The sequence below is a fragment of the Modestobacter sp. SYSU DS0511 genome, from assembly GCF_054050755.1.
In genome coordinates, this window is the sequence record NZ_JBJGZY010000025.1 from 38,256 (window position 1) to 57,822 (window position 19,567).

Consider the following 19,567-nt stretch of genomic DNA (forward strand, 5'->3'; position numbering starts at 1 on the left):
GCGACGCCGCCCCCCAACCCCCTCAGGTCAGGCGCACCGCGTCGTCCCCCGCGGGCTCGACGCGCCCCTCGGCCCGCAGCTTGGCCAGCGTGGCCCGGGTCGACTGGGTCGCGGCCGGCCACACCGCGCGGGGCACGGCCGCGTAGACCTGCGCCACGAGCTCGGCGACCGACCGCGGGCCCTCGGCCAGCGCGGCCAGCAGCTGATCCTCCCGGTGGGCGCGGTGCGCCAGGTAGTACGCCAGGACGGCACCGGGGTCCACGGTCAGCTCCGGCCCGTGCCCGCAGTACAGCGCCGCCGGGCCGAGGTCGTGCAGCCGGCGCAGCGACATGAGGTAGGCCAGCACGTCACCCTCGGGGTGGGTGACCACCGACGTGCCCCGGCCCAGCACGGCGTCGCCCACCAGCACGGCGCCGGAGTCCAGCCGGAAGGCCAGGTGATCGGCTGTGTGCCCCGGCGTGGGCACCACCCGCAGGGTCGTGCCGGCCAGCCGCAGCCGCTCCCCCGGCGCCAGCACCCGTCCGCGGGGCCCGGCCACCTCCGGCGTCGCGGCCGCCACCGGAGCGTCGAAGTGCCGCCCCCACGGCTGCGCTGCCTCGGCGTGGTCACCGTGGTGGTGGGTGACCAGCACCGCCACCACCCGGGTGCCCCGGGCCACCAGGGCCTGCTGCACCGCGGCCAGGTGGGCGGGGTCGTCGGGTCCCGGGTCGACCACGACCACCTGTCCGCTGCCCGGCTCGCCCACCAGGTACGTGTTGGTGCCGTCCAGCGTCATCGGCGACGGGTTGGGGGCGAGCACCCGGGTCACCAGCGGCTCGAGGTGCGCGGTGCGGGGCAGCTCCCCGGGCGCGGGCAGCCCCCACCCCGCCCTGGGGTCCGGCAGGGTGGTCACCCGGGCACGCTAACCGGCGCCGGTCAGCAGCCGGAGATCGCGATGCCCCGGGCGCGCAACCAGGGCACCGGGTCGACCTGGCCGCTGTAGAGCGACCCGCCGGGGTGCACCTCGAAGTGCAGGTGGGGCCCGGTCGACTGGCCCCGGTTGCCCACCTCGGCGATCTGCTCGCCGACCTGCACCCGGTCACCGGCGGAGACGAAGAACTGGTTCACGTGGCCGTAGACGGTGACCGCGCCGTCGTCCCCGCGGATGTAGACCGCCAGCCCGAACCCGGTGGCGGGTCCGGCCCGGACGACCCGGCCGGTGGTCGCGGCGTAGATCGGCGTCCCGATCGGCGCGGCGATGTCCACCCCGAAGTGGGTCACCCCCCAGCGGGCCCCGTAGCAGCTGCTGGTCCGGCCACTGACCGGGCGCACGTACCCGTGGCCACCGGTGTCGCTGCCCGCGTTGCTGCCTGCGCTGCTGCCTGCGTTGCTGCCTGCGTTGCTGCCTGCGTTTCTGCCGGAGACGACCGCCGCCCGGGCCGCCGCCGCCTCGGCCTCAGCGGCCGCCCGGGCGCGGGCCGCGGCCTCCTCCTCGGCGCGCTTCTGCGCCTGCCACACCTCGAAGGCGTTGCGCTCCCCCTGCAGCTGCAGCAACCGCACCTGGGCGTCCTGCAGCTGCTGGTCCAGCGCGGCCTTCTGCGCCTCGATCTGGCCGACGGCGCTCTCCTGGGCAGCGAGCTGGGCCTCGGCCTCGGCCCTGGCCGCGGCGGCCTGCTGCTCCGCCGCAGCCGCCTCGTCGCGGGTGGTGCGGGCGGCGGCCTCGGCGGCCGCCTGCTGCTGCTCGGCGGTCTGCAGCGCACCGAGCACGTCGAGCTGGTGGTCGGCGACGTACTGCAGGGTCGCGGCCTTGCGCACCAGCTCGCCGGGGCCCTCGACGTCCAGCAGCGCCGCCGCGCTGGTCAGGGAGCTGCCGTTCATGTACGTGTCGCGGGAGAACTCCGCGATCCGTCCCCGCGCCTCGGTCACCGCGGCGACGGCGGCCGCCAGGTCCCGCATCGCCTGGTCGGCTGCCGCCTGGGCGAGCTGGCGCGACTCCTCCGCGGCCAGGTACGCGGTGCCGGCCGCCTCGGCCAGCAACTGCACGCGCTCCAGCTCCGACTCCGCCGCGGCGACCAGGCCGGCGATCCGGCCGACCTCGGCGGCCGCCTGGTCCTGGGCCGACTGGGCCTGGCCGAGCTGCTCGTCCGTGGGGTTCACCGGCTCGGCGACCGCCGGGCCTGCGCCGGCCGCCAGCAGGCCACCGGTCACGGCCAGGACGAGCAGCCGGGCCCGGACGCCGCTGGCCGGGCGGCGCCGCGGAGGTGCCGACGGGGACGCACGGTGGAGGCGCAGCTGGACCTGCGGCATGGTCGCTCCCTGGGGAAGAGGGATGGACGTCGGGCTCAGCGAGGCTCGCACCGACACCATCCGTCACAAAGGCAACACGCGGCGCAGTTGTCACCGCCCGCCAAGAACGCAGGGTGAGCAACCGTCAGCGTCGAGTTGTCGACCTGGCGCCTCGTGCCGGGATCCAGCACACCACGGGACCGGATCTCGCGCCGCCCCCGGGCGTGTCCCTCCCCGCCCCCGGGCGGCCGGTCAGCCGCGCGACGGACGCTGCAGCTCCTCCGCGAGCTGGGTGAGCTCGTCACCGCCGGCCATCATCGTGGTCAGCTGCTCGGGGCTGACCTCGCCCTTGGCGAAGTCGCCCATGCTGCGACCGCGGTTGAGCAGCAGGAACCGGTCACCCACCGGATGGGCGTGGTGCGGGTTGTGGGTGATGAAGACCACGCCGAGGCCGCGGTCGCGCGCCTGGGCGATGTAGCGCAGCACGACGCCGGCCTGCTTGACCCCCAGGGCCGACGTCGGCTCGTCGAGGATCAGCACCCGTGCACCGAAGTGCACGGCCCGGGCGATCGCCACCGACTGGCGCTCACCGCCGGAGAGGGTGCCCACCGGCTGCTCCGGGTCGCGGATGTCGATGCCCATCGCGGCCAGCTCGCGCCGGGTCACGTGCCTGGCCGTCGCCCGGTCGAAGCGGCGGAACGGCCCCCATCCGACCGTGGGCTCCGAACCGAGGAAGAAGTTCCGCCAGATCGACATCAGCGGGATCATCGCCAGGTCCTGGTAGACCGTGGCGATGCCGGCGTCCAGCGCGTCCCGCGGCGCCCCGAAGGCCACCGGTCGCCCGTCGAGCAACAGCTCGCCGCGGGTCGGCCGGTGCACCCCGGACAGGATCTTGATCAGCGTGGACTTGCCCGCCCCGTTGTCACCGAGGACGCAGGTCACCTCACCGGCCCACACGGTGGTGGAGATGCCGTCGAGCGCGATCACCGAGCCGTAGTCCTTGCCGATGCCACGCAGCTCGACCAGGGGCGTGCCGTCGGCCGGGCGCTCCCCGGCGCCGGTGCTCGTCGCCGTGCTCACCTCCGGGCCGCCTCGGCGTAGCGGCGCACCAATCGGTTGCTGAGCACGGCCAGCAGCAGCATCGCGCCGAGGAAGAAGTAGAACCAGTCGGCGTCCCAGTTCAGGTAGACGATCCCCTGCTGGGTCATGCCGAAGACCAGGGCGCCCAGCGCCGCCCCGATCGCGGAGCCGTACCCGCCGGTGAGCAGGCAGCCGCCGATGACCGCCGCCACGATGTAGATCAGCTCCTGCCCGGTGCCGGTGTTGGCCTGCACCGAGGTCAGCCGGACGGCGGTGATCGTGCCGACCAGCCAGCCCGCGCCGGCGGTGGTCATGAACAGCGTGATGGTGGTCCGCCGGGCGGGCACGCCCACGTTCCGGCTGGCGACGTCGTCCCCGCCGGTGGCGAACACCCAGTTGCCGAAGCGGGTGCGCAGCAGCACCCAGCTGGCCACTGCGGTGACGCCCAGCCACCACAGCACCGCCACCCGGAACGGCTGGCCGAAGACGTCGATGGTGGAGGCGAACACCAGCTCGGCCAGGTGGTAGCCGGGGGCGTCGGCCAGCCCCCGGACGATGACCGTGCCGGTGAACAGCTTGGTGAGCCCCAGGTTGAGGCCCTGGAGCATCAGGAAGGTGCCCAGCGTGATGATGAAGCTGGGCAGGCCGGTGCGGGTCACCAGCCAGCCGTTGAGGAAGCCGATCGCCAGGGCCACCACCAGGGCGGCGCCGATCGCGACCCAGATGTTCTGGTCGAGCTGCACCGCCACGATGCCGACGGTCAGCGCGCTGGTGCCGGTCATCACCCCGGCGGACAGGTCGAAGTGCCCGCCGATCATCAGCAGCGCGACCGCCACGGCCATGATGCCCAGCGTCGAGGCGACGTCGAGCCAGTTGGCGACGCCGCTCAGCGACCGGAACACACCCGACTGCGACGCGAAGAAGGCGAAGATCACCACCGCGCCGATCAGCGACCCGAGCTCCGGCTTGACCAGCAGCCGCCGCCCCCAGCCGACCGCGGCGACGCGCTCGTCGACGCGCGGCGACGCGTCCGCCGGCGCCTCCTGCGCCACCCCTCCAGCCCCGTCCCGGCTCAGCGCGTGCCCTCCGCGGCGAGGTCGGCGATCGCGTCGACGTTGGTCGAGTCGACGATGCCCGGGCCGGTGAGCACCGGCTGCCCGCCACCGACGGTGTTCAGGTTGTCCGCGTAGAGCTTGAGCATCACGACCGGCAGGTAGCCCTGCTCGTACTGCTGCTGGTCGACGGCGAAGGCGATCGAGCCGTCCTGGATCGCCTCGATCACGTCGCCGTTGAGGTCGAAGGTGGCGATCTCGGCGTCCGAGGAGGCGTCGGACGCGGCCGACGCGGCAACCGAGGCGACGGCGGAGTTGAGCGTGAGCACGGCGTCGATCGACGGGTCGCTCTGCAGCTGCGAGGTGATCGTCGACTGCGCGGCCTGCAGGTCGTTGATGTCGACCTGCAGCAGGCGGACGTCGCGCCCCAGGCCCTCCGACGCCCCGGCACACCGCTGCTCCAGGCCGATGTTGCCCGCCTCGTGGATCACGCACAGCACGTTCTGCGCGCCGTCGGCGGCCAGCCGCTCCCCGGCGCCCCGGCCGGCGATGACCTCGTCCTGGCCCACGTGGCCGATCGCGCCGAACTCCTCCGACCGGTCCGCGCCGGAGTTGATCGTGACCACCGGGATGCCGGCGTCGACGGCGGCGCTGACGGAGTCCTCGAGCGCGTCGGGGTTGGCCATCGAGACGACGAGGCCGTCGACCCCCTGGTTGACCGCGGCCTCGATGAGCTGGGACTGGCGCTGGGGGTCGCCGTCGCTCTGGTAGTCGACGCCGATGCCGAGGTCGTCCCCGGCGGCCTCGGCCCCCTTCTGGACCACGTCCCAGAACGCGTCACCTGCGGAACCGTGCGTCACCACCGCGAAGCTGAGGTCGCCGTCCGCACCGGAGGCGGCACCTCCGGAGCCGTCCGCCCCACCGCCGGAGTTCTCGGTGGAGCAGGCAGCGAGCACCAGGGGTGCGGCCAGCGCGAGCGCCAGCAGCCGCATGGGTCGGGCCATGTGCCAGTTCCTCAAAGTCGTCGCTCCTGTGTCACGGCGCAGCGCTGCTCCGCTGGTTGCTCCCCGGCCGGCCCTGGACTCGGGCGGTCCGGGACGAAGTGTGCGGCACCGGGGGAACCGGCGCCCGTCATCAACCGTTGATCATGCCTCCACCTGCCGTCGGACGCGCCGCCGACCTCCCCGCCGAGACCAGGTCGTTGCCGAGCGCGACGACGCGGCCACGGCGACCCGGACCGGGGAGGGGACGGCGCGCCTAGGCTCCTCGCCGTGGACGTTCTCGGTTCCGGTCACGAACAGGTCGTCTTCTGCTCCGACCCCGGGTCGGGGCTCCGGGCGGTGATCGCCGTGCACTCCACGGCGCTGGGCCCGGCCCTCGGCGGCACCCGCTTCTTCCCGTACCCCTCCGAGGAGGCTGCGGTCACCGACGCGCTGGCCCTCTCGACGGCGATGGCCTACAAGAACAGCCTCGCCGGGCTGGACCTCGGCGGTGGCAAGGCGGTGATCATCGGCGATCCGCGCACCGACAAGACCGAGGCGCTGCTGCGCGCCTACGGGCGGTTCGTGGAGAGCCTCGGCGGGCGGTACCTCACCGCCTGCGACGTCGGCACCTACAACGCCGACCTCGACGTCGTCGCCCGGGAGACCCGGTTCGCCCACGGCCGGTCGGAGGCCTTCGGCGGCTGCGGGGACTCCTCGGTGCTCACCGCCTTCGGCGTCTTCCAGGGCATGCGCGCCGCCGCCCAGCACCGCTGGGGCGCCCCGACGCTGGCCGGCCGCACCGTCGCGGTGGCCGGGGTGGGCAAGGTGGGCTCGCACCTGGTCGACCGGCTGGTCGCCGACGGCGCGTCGGTCGTGGTCACGGACGTCGACCCGGCCGCGGTCGCCCGCGTGCGCAGCCGGCACCCGGAGGTCACCGCGGTCGCCGACACCGCCACGCTGGTGCGCACCCCGCACGACGTCTACGCCCCGTGCGCCCTCGGTGGCGCGCTGGACGACGAGACCGTCGCCGCCCTGCCCGCCGAGATCGTCTGCGGCGGCGCGAACAACCAGCTGGCCCACGAGGGCACGCCGGGGCTGCTGGCCGACCGCGGCATCCTCTACGCCCCCGACTACCTGGTGAACGCCGGCGGGGTGATCCAGGTGGAGGACGAGCGGCACGGCTTCTCCTTCGCCCGGGCCGAGGCGAAGACGACGACGATCTTCGACGTCGCCCTGCGGGTGTTCGCCGCCGCGGACGCCGACGGGGTCTCCCCCGCGGTCGCCGCCGACCGACTCGCCGAGGAGCGGATGAGGTCGGTGGGCCGGCTGGCGACGATCCGGCTGCCCCGCTGACCCGCCGTCCGGGGCCGCTCGGCGGGTGATCCCGGTCACCGGACCCCTCCAGATGAGGGGGCCGGGGATGCCGACGTGTGCCCGTGACCCATCCGTGTCGTAAGCTCGGCCCAGGACACAGTCACTCAGTCGGGGTCGCCACACGGGCCGTCCAGCCCTGTGCTGGGCGACCCGAACTCCGTCACGAGGGGGTCGAGCCAATGGGGCGCGGCCGAGCGAAGGCCAAGCAGACACGCGTGGCCCGTGAGCTCAAGTACAGCTCACCCAACACCGACCTCACAGCCCTCCAGCGCGAACTCGCTGGTCAGCCGTCGTCCTTCCCCAGCCGGGGGCCCAAGGACGACGACGATGAGGACGAGAGCTACGCCGACCGCTGGGCGTCGGACGACGAGGACGACGACTGGGCAGCCAGTCGTTGACCCGCTGACCCGACGGCTCCAGCAGCCGTTCGAACGCGAGGACACCGCCGGACCCCCGGGACCGGCGGTGTCCTCGCACGTCCCCCGGCCCCCCTGCAGGGTCCCGCTGCGAGCTCGCGAGCAGTGGGGGGCAGGGGGGTCCTTCTTCAGCGGTAGTCGCCGCGGAGGGTGACCTCGGGGGCCGTCGTCGGGGACGCGGCCTGGGTCACCGTGCCGGCGACCCAGGACGGGACGCCACGCGCGCTGAGCAGGGCGACCGCCCGGTCGGCGTGCTCCGCGGCGACGGCGGCGACCATGCCCACCCCGCAGTTGAACGCCCGCTCGGACTCCGCGCGGGGGACGCCGTGCTCCTCGAGCAGCCGCACCGCAGCGGGCAGGGCCCAGGTGTCGCGGTCCAGCTCGGCGGCCAGCCCGTCGGGCAGCACCCGCACGGTGTTGCCGGCCAGCCCGCCACCGGTGATGTGCGCGTAGGCGTGCACGGTCTCCACGCCCAGCTCCTCGACCAGCGCCAGGCAGTCCCGGGCGTAGATGCGGGTCGGCTCCAGCAGCACGTCACCCAGCGGGCGGTCCAGCCCGGCCGGGGTGGCGGTGAGGTCGAGCCCGGCGCGGTCGACCACCCGGCGCACCAGCGAGTACCCGTTGGAGTGGAAGCCCGAGGAGGCCATCGCGATCACCGCGTCGCCGGCCCGGACCCGCTCCGGGCCGAGCACCGCGTCGGCCTCGACCACGCCGACCGCGGTGGCGGCCAGGTCGTACTCGTCGGCCTCCATCAGGTCGCCGTGCTCAGCGGTCTCCCCGCCGACCAGCGCGGCTCCGGCCTGCTGGCAGCCGGTGGCGATGCCGGTGACGATCGCGGCGATCCGCTCGGGGACGACCCGGCCGCAGGCGACGTAGTCCTGCAGGAAGAGCGGCTCCGCGCCGCAGGCGACCAGGTCGTCGACGACCATCGCGACCAGGTCGATGCCGACGGTGTCGTGCCGGTCGAGCTGACGGGCCAGTGCGATCTTGGTGCCGACGCCGTCGGTGGAGGAGGCCAGCAGCGGCTTGCGGTACTTCGCGGTGTCCAGCGCGAACAGCCCGGCAAACCCACCGAGCCCGCCGACCACCTCGGGGCGGTTGGTCCGCTCGACGGCCGCGCGCATCAGCGTGACCGCGCGCTCGCCGGCGTCGATGTCGACGCCGGAGGCGGCGTAGGTGAACTCGCTCACGGCCGGGCCAGTGCCTCGTCCGCGCCGCCGGACACGGCGGGGCTGCCGGCCTGCTGACCGTTCCAGCCCGACACGGCGGGCGCGCCGTCGGCCAGCGTGCGCCGGCCGATGCCCTCGAGCACGTGCTTGCCGAGCACCTCCGGCTCGCCCAGCGGGATCGGGTACTCGCCGGTGAAGCAGGCGGTGCACAGCCGGTTGGCCGGCTGCTCGGTGGCGGCGATCAGGCCCTGCTCGGAGACGTAGCCCAGCGAGTCGGCGTTGATCGAGGCGCGCACGCCGTCGACGTCCAGGCCGTTGGCGACCAGCTCGGCACGGCTGGCGAAGTCGATGCCGTAGAAGCACGGCCACTTCACCGGCGGGGAGGAGATCCGCACGTGCACCTCGACGGCGCCGGCCTCCCGCAGCATCCGGATCAGCGCGCGCTGGGTGTTCCCGCGCACGATCGAGTCGTCGACGACGACCAGCCGCTTGCCGCGGATGACGTCGCGCAGCGGGTTGAGCTTCAGCCGGATGCCGAGCTGACGGATCGTCTGGCTGGGCTGGATGAAGGTGCGCCCGACGTAGGAGTTCTTCACCAGGCCCACGCCGTAGGGGATGCCCGAGGCCTCGGCGTAACCGACCGCAGCCGGGGTGCCCGACTCCGGCACCGGGATCACCAGGTCGGCGTCGACCGGGTGCTCCTTGGCGAGCCGTCGGCCCACCTCGACCCGGGCCGCGTGCACGCCCCGGCCGGAGATCGTGGTGTCCGGCCGCGCGAGGTACACGTACTCGAAGACGCACCCCTTGGGCTGGGCGACGGCGAAGTGCTGGCTGCGCAGCCCGTCCTCGTCGATGGCGATCAGCTCGCCCGGCTCGACCTCGCGCACGAAGGAGGCGCCGCAGATGTCCAGGGCCGCGGTCTCGCTCGCCACCACCCAGCCGCGCTCCAGCCGGCCGAGCACCAGCGGGCGCACGCCCTGCGGGTCGCGGGCGGCGTAGAGGGTGTGCTCGTCCATGAAGGTGAAGCTGAACGCGCCGCGCAGGCGGGGCAGCACCTCCATCGCCGCGGCCTCCACCGACGTGTCCGGCTTCGCGGCGATCAGCGAGGTGACCAGGTCCGAGTCGTTGGTCGCCACGAACGCCCCGGCCACGCCCTCGTCGGCCGCGGCGCTGGCGAGCTCGGCGGTGTTGACCAGGTTGCCGTTGTGGCACAGCGCCAGCCCGGTGCCGGCCTCCGTGGTGCGGAACGTCGGCTGGGCGTTCTCCCAGGTCGACGCACCGGTGGTCGAGTACCGCGCGTGGCCGACGGCGATGTGACCGCGGAGACTGCCCAGCGTCGGCTCGTCGAAGACCTGGCTCACCAGGCCCAGGTCCTTGTAGACCACGACCGAGGAGCCGTCGGACACCGCGATGCCGGCCGCCTCCTGACCGCGGTGCTGGAGGGCGTAGAGACCGAAGTAGGTCAGCTTCGCGACCTCCTCCCCCGGGGCCCAGACGCCGAAGACGCCACAGGCGTCCTGGGGACCGGGGGAATGGGGGTCGAGGTCGTGCGTCAGCCGTCCGTCACCGCGAGGCACCCGTCGAGCGTACCGGGGTCGGGGGCCCGGCCGCGTCCCGCCCGGGTGGGGTGCCTCACCCACCCGGGCGGGACGACGTCGTCCGGAACGCCCCGCGCAGCCGGGACGACGATCAGGAGATGTTGCCGACCTCGGCGTTGATCGTGGTGTCGTCGCCGTGCCCGGTGTGCACCACGGTGTCGCCGTGCAGGCTCATCAGCCGCGACCGGATCGAGGTCAGGATCGTCGGCTTGTCGCTGAACGAGCGGCCGGTGGCTCCCGGGCCCCCGCAGAACAGGGTGTCGCCGGTGAAGACGGCCCGCAGGTCCGGGGCGTGCAGGCAGGTGCTCCCCGGGGAGTGCCCGGGGGTGTGCAGCGCCTCCAGGGTGGTGCCGGCCACCCGGAACCGGGCGTGGTCGGCCAGCTCGCCGTCGGGGGCGCTGTCGGGGTGCACGACGTCCCACAGCATCCGGTCGGCCGGGTGGAACCAGATGGGCGCGTCGACGGCCGCCCGCAGGTCGACCGCCGCCGTGATGTGGTCGTTGTGCCCGTGGGTCAGCACGATGGCCCGGACCTTCCGCCCGCCGACCACCTCGACGATCGGCTCGACCCGGTGCGGGGCGTCGATGACGAGCACCTCGTCGTCGTCGCCCACCAGCCAGACGTTGTTGTCGACGTCGAAGTCCTGCCCGTCGAGGCTGAACACCCCGCTGACGACTGCCTTCTCGATGCGGGGGGTCACTTGTCCAGCACCACCACGGAGCGCAGCACGTCGCCGTGGTGCATCTTCTCGAAGGCCTGCTCCACGTCGCCCAGCCCGATGGTCTCGGTGACGAAGTCGTCGAGCGGGAAGCGGCCCTGCAGGTACAGGTCGACCAGCATCGGGAAGTCCCGGCTCGGCAGGCAGTCGCCGTACCAGGACGACTTGAGCGCCCCGCCGCGGCCGAAGACCTCCAGCAGCGGGAGGGTGATCTCCATGTCCGGGCGCGGGACGCCCACCAGCACCACCCGGCCGGCCAGGTCGCGGGAGTAGAAGGCCTGCTCGAACACCGCCGGGTGGCCGACCGCGTCGACGGTCACGTCGGCGCCGAAGCCCCCGGTCAGGGACTTGATCGCCTCGACGGGGTCGGTCTCCTTCGAGTTGACCGCGTGGGTGGCGCCGAGCTTCCTCGCCCACTCCAGCTTCCGGTCGTCGATGTCGACGGCGATGATCGTCGTGGCACCGGCCAGCTTCGCCCCGGCGATCGCGGCGTCCCCGACGCCGCCGCAGCCGAAGACGGCCACGCTCTCCCCGCGCTGGACGGCGGCGGTGTTGATCGCCGCGCCGACGCCCGCCATCACGCCGCAGCCGAGCAGCCCGGCCGAGGTGGCCGGCGCCTGCGGGTCGACCTTGGTGCACTGCCCGGAGTGGACCAGCGTCTTCTCGGCGAAGGCCCCGATGCCCAGCGCGGCGGACAGCTCGGTGCCGTCGGCCAGCGTCATCTTCTGCGCGGCGTTGTGGGTGTTGAAGCAGTACTGCAGCTGGCCCTTGCGGCAGGCGCGGCACTCCCCGCAGACCGCCCGCCAGTTGAGCACCACGTAGTCGCCGACGGCGACGTTGGTGACGCCCTCGCCCACGGCGGAGACGACGCCGGCGGCCTCGTGGCCCAGCAGGAAGGGGAACTCGTCGTTGATGCCGCCCTCGCGGTAGTGCAGGTCGGTGTGGCAGACCCCGCAGGCCTGCACGTCCACGACCGCCTCGCCCGGACCCGGGTCGGGCACGATGATCGTCTCGATGGTGACCGGAGCACCCTTGCTGCGGGCGACGACGCCCTGGACCTCGTACGACATGTCCCGGAGCCTAGGTCGAGGCGCGTGCATGCGCTGACCCGCATGCCGCTCAGCGGTGGCCCGGACAGCACAGCGCCCCTCCTGCCACGTGGCAGGAGGGGCGCTGCAACTGGGTGGTGCGGTGGCTCAGCCGGTGAACAGCGCGCTGGCCGTGCGGATCGTCTGCACCAGCCCGTACACCAGCGGGAGGCCCACCAGGGCCCACGCGAAGGCCACGAGACCGGTCGGCGTGCTGCTCTTCTCGCTCATCGGGTGGCGCTCCGTTCGGGGTTGGCGCGGGCGGTGGCGGGGGTGGTGGCGTGCGGCTCGTGCCACTTCGCCGCCACCGGCTTGACCAGCAGGTTGGCGATGAAGCCGACCGCCAGCAGGCCGACCATGATGAACAGCGCCGGCCGGTAGTCACCGGCGTTGAGCTGCCCCGGGGTGCCCTGCATGTCCAGGACGCCGTTGACGATCAGCGGGCCGGCGACGCCGGCAGCTGCCCAGGCGGTCAGCAGCCGGCCGTGGATGGCGCCGACCTGGTACGTGCCGAAGAGGTCACGCAGGTAGGCCGGGACGGTCGCGAAGCCACCGCCGTAGAAGCTGATGATGATCGCCGCGAGCGCGACGAACAGCCAGACGGCGCTGCTGCCGACGGTGGCCAGGAGGACGTAGAGCACCAGGCCGACACCGAGGTAGACCATGTAGATCCCCTTGCGGCCGATGTAGTCCGACGTGGACGACCACACGAACCGGCCGGCCATGTTGAACAGCGACAGCAGCCCGACGAACCCGCCGGCCGCGGCGGCGGCGACCGCGGAGGTCTGACCCTCGCGGAAGAAGTCCTGGATCATCGGCGCGGCCTGCTCGAGGATGCCGATGCCGGCGGTCACGTTGCAGAACAGCACGGTCCACAGCAGCCAGAACTGCGGGGTCTTGATCGCGTTGCCGGCCGAGACGCTCTCGGTGGTGACCAGCGCCTTCTGCTTGACCGTGGACGGGTCGAAGCCGGCGGGCTTCCAGTCGTCGGCGGGGACGCGGACGATGAAGGCGCCGAACATCATGAAGACCAGGTAGAGCAGGCCCAGGGTGAGGAACAGACCCGCGACGGCGTTGCCGCTCGGGGTCGTGCCCGCAGTGCCGTCGTAGGCCGGGTCGTACCAGTTCATCAGCTGGCGGGACAGCGGCGAGGCGATGAGCGCACCACCACCGAAGCCCATGATCGCCATGCCGGTGGCCAGGCCCGGGCGGTCCGGGAACCACTTGATCAGGGTGGACACCGGCGAGATGTAGCCGATGCCCAGGCCGATGCCGCCGATGACGCCGTAGCCGAGGTAGAGCAGCCACAGCTGCTCGGTGGCGATGCCCAGGGAGCCGACGAGGAAGCCGGTGACCCAGAAGCAGGCCGAGGTGAACATCGCGGCGCGGGGGCCGTTGCGGTCCACCCAGGTGCCGAAGAGGGCGGCCGAGAGGCCCAGCATCACGATCGCGATCGAGAAGACGATGCCGATCGCGGTCAGGGTGGAGTCGAAGTGCGAGACCAGCGCCGCCTTGTAGACGCTGGTCGCGTACGCCTGGCCGATGCACAGGTGCACGGCGAGAGCCGCTGGCGGGATGAGCCATCGGTTGAAGCCCGGCTTCGCAACGATGCGCTCCCGGGCCAGGAAGCTGGGTACTGCCACGGAGACCTCCGAGGTGACGGAACGGCGCGGCCGGTCGGACGAGCCAGCCGCGCGAGTCACTTCCCTGTGAGCTCCGTCGCGACCGGAGGGACGGTACGACGCCGGGCGACCGTTCGCCTCTCGCGGTACCCGAAGTGGGGACGGCGTGTCTCATCACGATTTCGCAGGTCGCGCCGCACGTCGTGGACGTGTCGACCGCCGGGGGCGGCGACCCGCGGCGGTCAGGCGCTCAGCCGGTGCGCAGCGGGGGCAGCGGCAGGTGCGCCGAGAGGTCGGCGCGGTTGCCGCTGGCGTCGACCCGGCCCCCGGCGAGCGCGTCGGCCCAGGACAGCGCCCCGGTGGCCAGCCGCAGCCAGGTCCCCGGGTCGGTCTCCACGACGTTGGGCGGGGTGCCCCGGGTGTGCCGGGGCCCCGGGATGCACTGCACGGCCACGAACGGGGGCACCCGCACCTCCACCGACCGGCCCGGCACCTGCTGGGCCAGCCAGCGCGCCGAGGTCTTCACCGCCGCGCCCAGCACCGCCCGCGCGGGCTGGTCGGCCTCCCCGGCCAGCCACGGGCGGACGGCGTCGACCGCGGCGCGCAGCTCCTCGGCCGGGATCGGCTGCTGCGCGGCCATCAGGCCGCCATCAGCTGGTCGGGACGGTGCCCGCGGGGATCGAGCCGACGGCGACCTCCGGGCTCCCGAAGAGAGCCGGCAGCGTTCCGCTCCAGGCCTCCCGCAGCTCGGCCAGCGGCAGCTCCAGCAGCCCGTCCAGCACCAGCGCGTCGCCCCCGGTGGTGCCCAGCTCGGTCACCGCGACGCCGGCGGCCTCCGCAGCCGCGCGGACCGTCGCCGGGTCGGTCGTGGTGACGACGACGCGGGCCACCGACTCGCTGAACAGCGCCGCCGTCGGGTCGCCGGTCAGCGTGAGCCGGGCCCCGGTGCCGTAGCGCAGCGCCGACTCGGTCAGCGCCTGCGCCAGGCCGCCGTCGGCGAGGTCGTGCGCGGAGCTGACCGCGCCCTCGGCCGACAGCCGCACCAGCAGCTCCCCGAGGGTGCGCTCGGCGGCGAGGTCGAGCCGCGGGGGCCGGCCACCGAGGTGCCCGTGCACGACCGACGCCCATGCCGAGCCGCCGAACTCCGGCCGGGTCTCCCCCAGCAGCAGCACCGTCTCGTCCGGGGCCCGCCAGCCGGTGGGCACCCGGCGGGTGACGTCGGCGTGCACGCCCAGCACGCCGATCACCGGCGTCGGGTTGATCGCGACCTCACCGGTCTGGTTGTAGAGGCTCACGTTGCCGCCGGTGACCGGCAGCCCGAGCTCGCGGCAGCCGTCGGCCAGACCGCGGACGGCCTCGGCGAACTGCCACATCACCTCGGGGTTCTCCGGCGAGCCGAAGTTCAGGCAGTTGGTCACCGCCAGCGGCGTGGCACCCGAGACGGCGACGTTGCGGTACGCCTCGGCCAGGTTCAGCTGCGCCCCGGTGTAGGGGTCCAGCCGGGCGTAGCGGGCGTTGCCGTCCAGGGCGAGCGCGATGCCGCGGTTGCTGCCCTCGTCGATCCGGACGACGCCGGCGTCCTCGGGCTGGGCGAGCACCGTGTTGCCGCGCACGTAACGGTCGTACTGCTCGGTGACCCAGGTCTTGTCCGCGCCGTCCGGGCTGGAGACCACGGCCAGCCAGTCGGCCCGCAGGTCGGCCGAGGACGACGGCGGGGCGTCCGCCTGCAGCGCGTCCAGGTCGGCCGGGCGGGCCATCGGCCGCTCGTACACCGGGCCCTCGTGGGCGACGGTGCGCGGCGGGACGTCGACGATCCGCTCGCCGTGCCAGTCGATGACCAGCCGGTCGCCGTCGGTGACCTCACCGATGACGGTGGCCAGCACCTCCCACTTGCGGCAGACGTCGAGGAACGCCTCGACCTTGTCCGGCTCGACGATCGCGCACATCCGCTCCTGCGACTCGCTCATCAGGATCTCGGCCGGCGTGAGCGTGCTGTCGCGCAGCGGGACGGCGTCCAGGTCGATGTGCATGCCGCCGGTGCCGGCGCTGGCCAGCTCGCTGGTGGCGCAGGAGATGCCAGCGCCGCCGAGGTCCTGGATGCCGGTGACCAGGTCGTCGCGGAAGATCTCCAGGCAGGCCTCGATGAGCAGCTTCTCGGTGAACGGGTCGCCCACCTGGACCGCGGGGCGCTTGGCCGGGCCCCCAGAGCCGTCCGAACCAGCGTCGAAGGTCTCGCTGGCCAGCACGGACACCCCGCCGATGCCGTCGCCGCCGGTGCGGGCGCCGAACAGGATCACCTTGTTGCCGACGCCCTCGGCCTTGGCCAGCCGGACGTCCTCGTGCTTCATGACGCCGACGCACAGTGCGTTGACCAGCGGGTTGCCCGCATAGCAGTCGTCGAACAGCAGCTCGCCGCCGATGTTGGGCAGGCCCAGGCAGTTGCCGTAGCCGCCCACCCCGGCGACGACGCCGGGCAGCACCCGGGCGGTGTCCGGGGCGTCGGCGCGGCCGAACCGCAACGAGTCCATGACCGCGACCGGCCGGGCGCCCATGGTCAGGATGTCGCGCACGATGCCGCCGACCCCGGTCGCCGCACCCTGGTAGGGCTCCACGTAGCTGGGGTGGTTGTGCGACTCGACCTTGAAGGTGACCGCGTAGCCCTCGCCCACGTCGACGACACCCGCGTTCTCGCCGATGCCGACCAGCAGCGCGTCGCTCGGCGGCAGGTCACCGAACCGGCGCAGGTGCACCTTGGAGGACTTGTAGGAGCAGTGCTCGCTCCACATGACCGAGTACATGGCGAGCTCTGCGGTGGTGGGGCGGCGGCCCAGGATGTCCCGGATCCGCTGGTACTCCTCCGCGCGCAGGCCCAGCTCGGCGAAGGGCTGCTCGTCCTCCGGCGTCGCGGCGGCCAGGTCGACGGTGTCCAGCCGGCCGGCCAGCCGGCCCGGGCCGGTGTCCAGCTCCGAGAGCCCGGCGGTGGCGCTGGCCTGCCCCGCGGTCACGTCGGCGCTCATGCGGCCACCACCAGTGCGGTCAGCACGCTGGTGAAGAAGCCGAGCCCGTCGACCGACGGTCCGGTGAGGTCCTCGACCGCGTGCTCGGGGTGCGGCATGAGCCCGACGACGCGGCCGTCCTCGCTGCACACCCCGGCGATGTCCCGGGAGCTGCCGTTCGGGTTGCCGTCGACGTAGCGGACCACCACGCGACCCTCGCCCTCGAGCCGGTCCAGGTCGGCCGGCGCCGCGACGTAGCGGCCCTCGCCGTTCTTCACCGGGACGACGATCCGCTGGCCCGCCGAGAACGACGAGGTCCACGCGGTGTCGGTGCGCTCGACCAGCAGCCCCTGGTCGCGGTTGCGGAAGTGCAGGTGGCCGTTGCGGGTGAGCGCGCCGGGCAGCAGCCCCGCCTCGCACAGCACCTGGAAGCCGTTGCAGATGCCCAGCACCGGCAGGCCCTGCCGGGCCGCGGCCACGACGTCCTGCATCAGCGGCGACCGGGCGGCGATGGCACCGGCGCGCAGGTAGTCGCCGTAGGAGAAGCCGCCGGGCAGGACGACGGCGTCGACGCCGGCCAGCTCGTGGTCGGCGTGCCAGAGGGAGACGGGCTCGGCACCGGCGAGCCGGACCGCGCGTGCGGCGTCGACGTCGTCCAGGGAGCCCGGGAAGGTGATGACACCGATGCGCACTGTTCTTCTCTCCGTCGTGGTGCGGCCTGGACGACGTCCGGCCTAGTCGGTGGTGCGAGCAGGGAGGTGCAGCTCGACGTCCTCGATGACGGGGTTGGCCAGCAGCGTCTCGGCGATCTCGCGGAGCTCCGCCTCGTCGGGGTCGCCGTCGACCTCCAGGACGAAGTGCTTGCCCTGACGGACACTGCGGACACCGGAGTGCCCGAGCCGCCCGAGGGCGCCGAGCACGGCCTGCCCCTGCGGATCGGAGATCTCTGGCTTCAGGACGACGTCGACGACCACCTCGGGCACGTCGAGAAGGGTACCGGCTGCCCGGCGCGGGCCGGCAGGAGCGCGGACGGCGGCCTGGACCGGCCCGGGCGGGGGGGTCCCCCGAACGGGTGGCGCCGTCCGCCCGTTGCCCTCACCACCTGCGGTTCCGCGCCGATGATGACCTCGACGAGACCGCCGTCCGGCGGTCCCCGGACGGATGCGACGAGCTGGAGGCACGGACCGATGGTGGCGGGCACCCCGAACGTCGACTTCCCGGCCGATGCCACCGCCCTCAGCGTCCTGCCGCTGGGCCGGGACGAGGCGCTGACCAGCCGGGTCCGGCGGACCAGCGACACGCTGCTCTACGTGAGCCACCCGCGCGACCCCCGCGGCGAGGGCGCCGAGTTCGTGCCCCAGGACATGCTGGAGCTGTCCTGGCAGGCCGACGACGGCCTCCGGTCGATCCCCACCGAGGCCGTCGGGGTCGCCGACGACGGGCTCTGGAAGCTCAAGATCACCGGCCCGGCCAGCCGGCTGCAGCGCCGCGACGCCGTACGCGCCCCCATCGGGCTGCCGGTGTCGCTCGCCTGGGACAGGACGGTGCTCACCGGCAGCACCGTCGACCTCAGCGAGGGCGGCGTGCTCGCCGTCTTCCGGGGCTACGCCGACCTCGGGGTCGGCACGCCGTTCCCCAAGCGCGGCCAGACGATGACCCTGCGCCTGGACCTGTGGTCCGACGAGCTGATCACCGAGGTCCGGATGGTCCGCCGCCGGCCCCGGCAGGACCAGCTGCACGAGTTCTCGCTCGCCTTCGTCGGCCTGCCCGAGTCCGCCGCGGACCTCATCCGCTCGCACGTCTTCACCGCGCTGCGCAACGCGCGCACCCGCGGGATCTCCGCGATCTACTGAGCCCGGTCCGCCGAGCTTCCCACGTTTGGGCCGCAGCGCGCGGGGTAGAGCCGCCCCGGCCCGGCTGGCCGGGCCGTCGATGTGGAACGGCGCCGAGGTGGCCGCGCCCCGAGCGCGGGTCGTCCTCCGGACGAGGCGGCTTCCGCTGGTGCACCAGCGCTCCCGGTCGGCGCCCCTCATGCGGAGGAGGAGCCCCGTGCAGGAGCTGGCAGGGCAGGTCCCGGCAGCGATCGAGGGGATCGCACTCGAGGAGTCGGTGCAGAGCGCGGCGCGCAGGCGCCGGAGGCGGCTGCGCCGCCCCAACCTGTCCGGGGACCTGGCGTCCATGATGCGCGAGCAGCCGGTGTTCGGCGTGGCCCTGGCCGGCTACGACCGGCTGCAGGTGGACAACTACGTGGCCTGGGCTGAACAGGAACTCGACACCATGCGGCGGGAGAACGACGACCTCACCGTGCGGCTCGGTCAGGCCTGCGCGGAGCTGGGTGCGGCGCGCGAGGAGCTGGCCCACTCACCTGCCGGCCAGGAGCTCGGACGGATCTCCGGGCGGATCCGGGAGATCCTCCAGCTCGCCGCCGACGAGGCCGCCGACCTCCGCCGCCGGGCCGTGGAGGACGCCGACCGAGTGCTCACCGAGGCGACCCGGCGAGCCGACGAGACGCTCGAGGCCAGCCGGGGGCACGAGGCCCGCACCAACGCCGAGTGCGAGCGCCTGGTCGCCCGGGCCCAGCGGCTGCACGAGGAGGCGGAGCAGGTCGCCGCCCAGGCGCGCGCCGACGCCGAGCAGCTCCGGCGGGATGCCGCGGACGAACGGGAGCGGCTCGACACGGAGGCGGCACGGCAGCGGGAAGCCGAGCTGCGGGCAGCCCGGGTGCGGATCGCGGAGCTCGAGGCGTCCTCCGCCCGCGCCCGGGAGGAGGCGGACGCCACCCTGACCCGCCGGCTCGCCGACCTGGAGGCGCGGGCCCGCCGCCAGCGCGAGCAGGAGGCGGCGGCAGCGGCTGCACGCCTGGCGGACGTGCAGCACCAGATCGAGGAGCTGCAGGCCCAGCGGGACCAGGCCCAGGCGGCGCTCCGGGCGCTCACCGACCAGGTCGACGGCGCGCTGCGCGACCTGCTCGCGGACTGGCAGCCCGGGCCGCGCACCGCGGCGAACGCGGTGGCGCAACTGGTGGACGACGCCCTCGACGCCACCACCGATGAACGCCCTGCGGACGAGGGGCGCCGCGGGGTCACCGCCTGACCCGCGCCCGGGGGGGGGGGGGGGGGGGGGGGGGGGGGGGGGGGGGGGGGGGGGGGGGGGGGGGGGGGGGGGGGGGGGGGGGGGGGGGGGGGGGGGGGGGGGGGGGGGGGGGG

The 19,567-nt window shown here is 73.9% G+C and carries 19 protein-coding genes; 4 read left to right on the forward strand and 15 right to left on the reverse strand.

Annotated elements, in window-relative coordinates; genetic code table 11:
- Positions 1-22 precede the first annotated feature (22 nt).
- The 5 genes from ACI783_RS13495 to ACI783_RS13515 all read right to left on the reverse strand — a co-directional run bounded on the left by ACI783_RS13495 (position 23) and on the right by ACI783_RS13515 (position 5,401).
- Positions 23-892 (reverse strand): MBL fold metallo-hydrolase, encoded by an 870-nt coding sequence (locus tag ACI783_RS13495; protein ID WP_457140912.1) that lies wholly within the window; start codon positions 890-892, stop codon positions 23-25.
- Positions 893-915: 23 nt separating this feature from the next.
- Entirely contained in the window at positions 916-2,286 is a 1,371-nt protein-coding gene (locus ACI783_RS13500) for a M23 family metallopeptidase (RefSeq protein ID WP_457140913.1), read from the reverse strand.
- 231 nt (positions 2,287-2,517) lie between these two features.
- On the reverse strand, positions 2,518-3,345 hold the full coding sequence (locus tag ACI783_RS13505; protein ID WP_457140914.1) for an ATP-binding cassette domain-containing protein: 828 nt from the start codon (positions 3,343-3,345) through the stop codon (positions 2,518-2,520).
- The gene (locus ACI783_RS13510; RefSeq protein WP_457140915.1) at positions 3,342-4,397 is read right to left on the reverse strand and encodes an ABC transporter permease; all 1,056 of its coding nucleotides are present in this window, start codon (positions 4,395-4,397) and stop codon (positions 3,342-3,344) included. The genes ACI783_RS13505 and ACI783_RS13510 overlap by 4 nt, the downstream gene beginning before the upstream one ends.
- Positions 4,398-4,417: 20 nt before the next feature.
- The gene (locus ACI783_RS13515; RefSeq protein ID WP_457140916.1) at positions 4,418-5,401 is read right to left on the reverse strand and encodes a sugar ABC transporter substrate-binding protein; all 984 of its coding nucleotides are present in this window, start codon (positions 5,399-5,401) and stop codon (positions 4,418-4,420) included.
- A gap of 267 nt (positions 5,402-5,668) precedes the next feature.
- Between ACI783_RS13515 and ACI783_RS13520 the strand changes: the two genes are divergently transcribed.
- The gene (locus tag ACI783_RS13520) at positions 5,669-6,733 is read left to right on the forward strand and encodes a Glu/Leu/Phe/Val family dehydrogenase (RefSeq protein ID WP_457140917.1); all 1,065 of its coding nucleotides are present in this window, start codon (positions 5,669-5,671) and stop codon (positions 6,731-6,733) included.
- A gap of 200 nt (positions 6,734-6,933) precedes the next feature.
- Positions 6,934-7,152 (forward strand): DUF3073 domain-containing protein, encoded by a 219-nt coding sequence (locus ACI783_RS13525; protein WP_457140918.1) that lies wholly within the window; start codon positions 6,934-6,936, stop codon positions 7,150-7,152.
- 146 nt (positions 7,153-7,298) lie between these two features.
- On the opposite strand, the gene purM is transcribed toward ACI783_RS13525, so the two are convergent.
- The 10 genes from purM to purS form a co-directional block, all read right to left on the reverse strand.
- The gene (gene purM, locus ACI783_RS13530; RefSeq protein WP_457140919.1) at positions 7,299-8,360 is read right to left on the reverse strand and encodes a phosphoribosylformylglycinamidine cyclo-ligase; all 1,062 of its coding nucleotides are present in this window, start codon (positions 8,358-8,360) and stop codon (positions 7,299-7,301) included.
- Complete coding sequence (gene purF, locus ACI783_RS13535; RefSeq protein ID WP_457140920.1) at positions 8,357-9,916, reverse strand: amidophosphoribosyltransferase; 1,560 nt, start codon at positions 9,914-9,916, stop codon at positions 8,357-8,359. Before purF ends, purM begins: the two co-directional genes overlap by 4 nt.
- A 112-nt stretch (positions 9,917-10,028) precedes the next feature.
- On the reverse strand, positions 10,029-10,637 hold the full coding sequence (locus ACI783_RS13540) for an MBL fold metallo-hydrolase (RefSeq protein WP_457140921.1): 609 nt from the start codon (positions 10,635-10,637) through the stop codon (positions 10,029-10,031).
- Positions 10,634-11,725 carry an S-(hydroxymethyl)mycothiol dehydrogenase gene (locus tag ACI783_RS13545; RefSeq protein ID WP_457140922.1) on the reverse strand — a complete coding sequence of 364 codons (1,092 nt, stop codon included), beginning with the start codon at positions 11,723-11,725 and terminating at the stop codon, positions 10,634-10,636. Before ACI783_RS13545 ends, ACI783_RS13540 begins: the two co-directional genes overlap by 4 nt.
- Positions 11,726-11,851: 126 nt before the next feature.
- Positions 11,852-11,974 carry an MFS transporter small subunit gene (locus tag ACI783_RS13550; RefSeq protein WP_457079779.1) on the reverse strand — a complete coding sequence of 41 codons (123 nt, stop codon included), beginning with the start codon at positions 11,972-11,974 and terminating at the stop codon, positions 11,852-11,854.
- Complete coding sequence (locus ACI783_RS13555; RefSeq protein ID WP_457140923.1) at positions 11,971-13,386, reverse strand: OFA family MFS transporter; 1,416 nt, start codon at positions 13,384-13,386, stop codon at positions 11,971-11,973. The genes ACI783_RS13550 and ACI783_RS13555 overlap by 4 nt, the downstream gene beginning before the upstream one ends.
- A 229-nt stretch (positions 13,387-13,615) precedes the next feature.
- Positions 13,616-14,005, reverse strand: a complete 390-nt coding sequence (locus ACI783_RS13560) for a sterol carrier family protein (RefSeq protein WP_457140924.1) — start codon at positions 14,003-14,005, stop codon at positions 13,616-13,618.
- 10 nt (positions 14,006-14,015) lie between these two features.
- Positions 14,016-16,382, reverse strand: a complete 2,367-nt coding sequence (gene purL, locus ACI783_RS13565; protein WP_457140925.1) for a phosphoribosylformylglycinamidine synthase subunit PurL — start codon at positions 16,380-16,382, stop codon at positions 14,016-14,018.
- The gene (purQ, locus tag ACI783_RS13570; RefSeq protein WP_457140926.1) at positions 16,379-17,053 is read right to left on the reverse strand and encodes a phosphoribosylformylglycinamidine synthase subunit PurQ; all 675 of its coding nucleotides are present in this window, start codon (positions 17,051-17,053) and stop codon (positions 16,379-16,381) included. Before purQ ends, purL begins: the two co-directional genes overlap by 4 nt.
- Positions 17,054-17,095: 42 nt before the next feature.
- The gene (gene purS / locus ACI783_RS13575; RefSeq protein ID WP_457079789.1) at positions 17,096-17,344 is read right to left on the reverse strand and encodes a phosphoribosylformylglycinamidine synthase subunit PurS; all 249 of its coding nucleotides are present in this window, start codon (positions 17,342-17,344) and stop codon (positions 17,096-17,098) included.
- Positions 17,345-17,551: 207 nt separating this feature from the next.
- On the opposite strand from purS, the gene ACI783_RS13580 reads away from it, so the two are divergent.
- Positions 17,552-18,214 (forward strand): flagellar brake protein, encoded by a 663-nt coding sequence (locus ACI783_RS13580; protein WP_457140927.1) that lies wholly within the window; start codon positions 17,552-17,554, stop codon positions 18,212-18,214.
- Between the two features lie 196 nt (positions 18,215-18,410).
- Positions 18,411-19,454: a hypothetical protein gene (locus tag ACI783_RS13585; RefSeq protein ID WP_457140928.1), complete on the forward strand. Its 1,044-nt coding sequence runs from the start codon at positions 18,411-18,413 to the stop codon at positions 19,452-19,454.
- Positions 19,455-19,567: the final 113 nt, after the last annotated feature.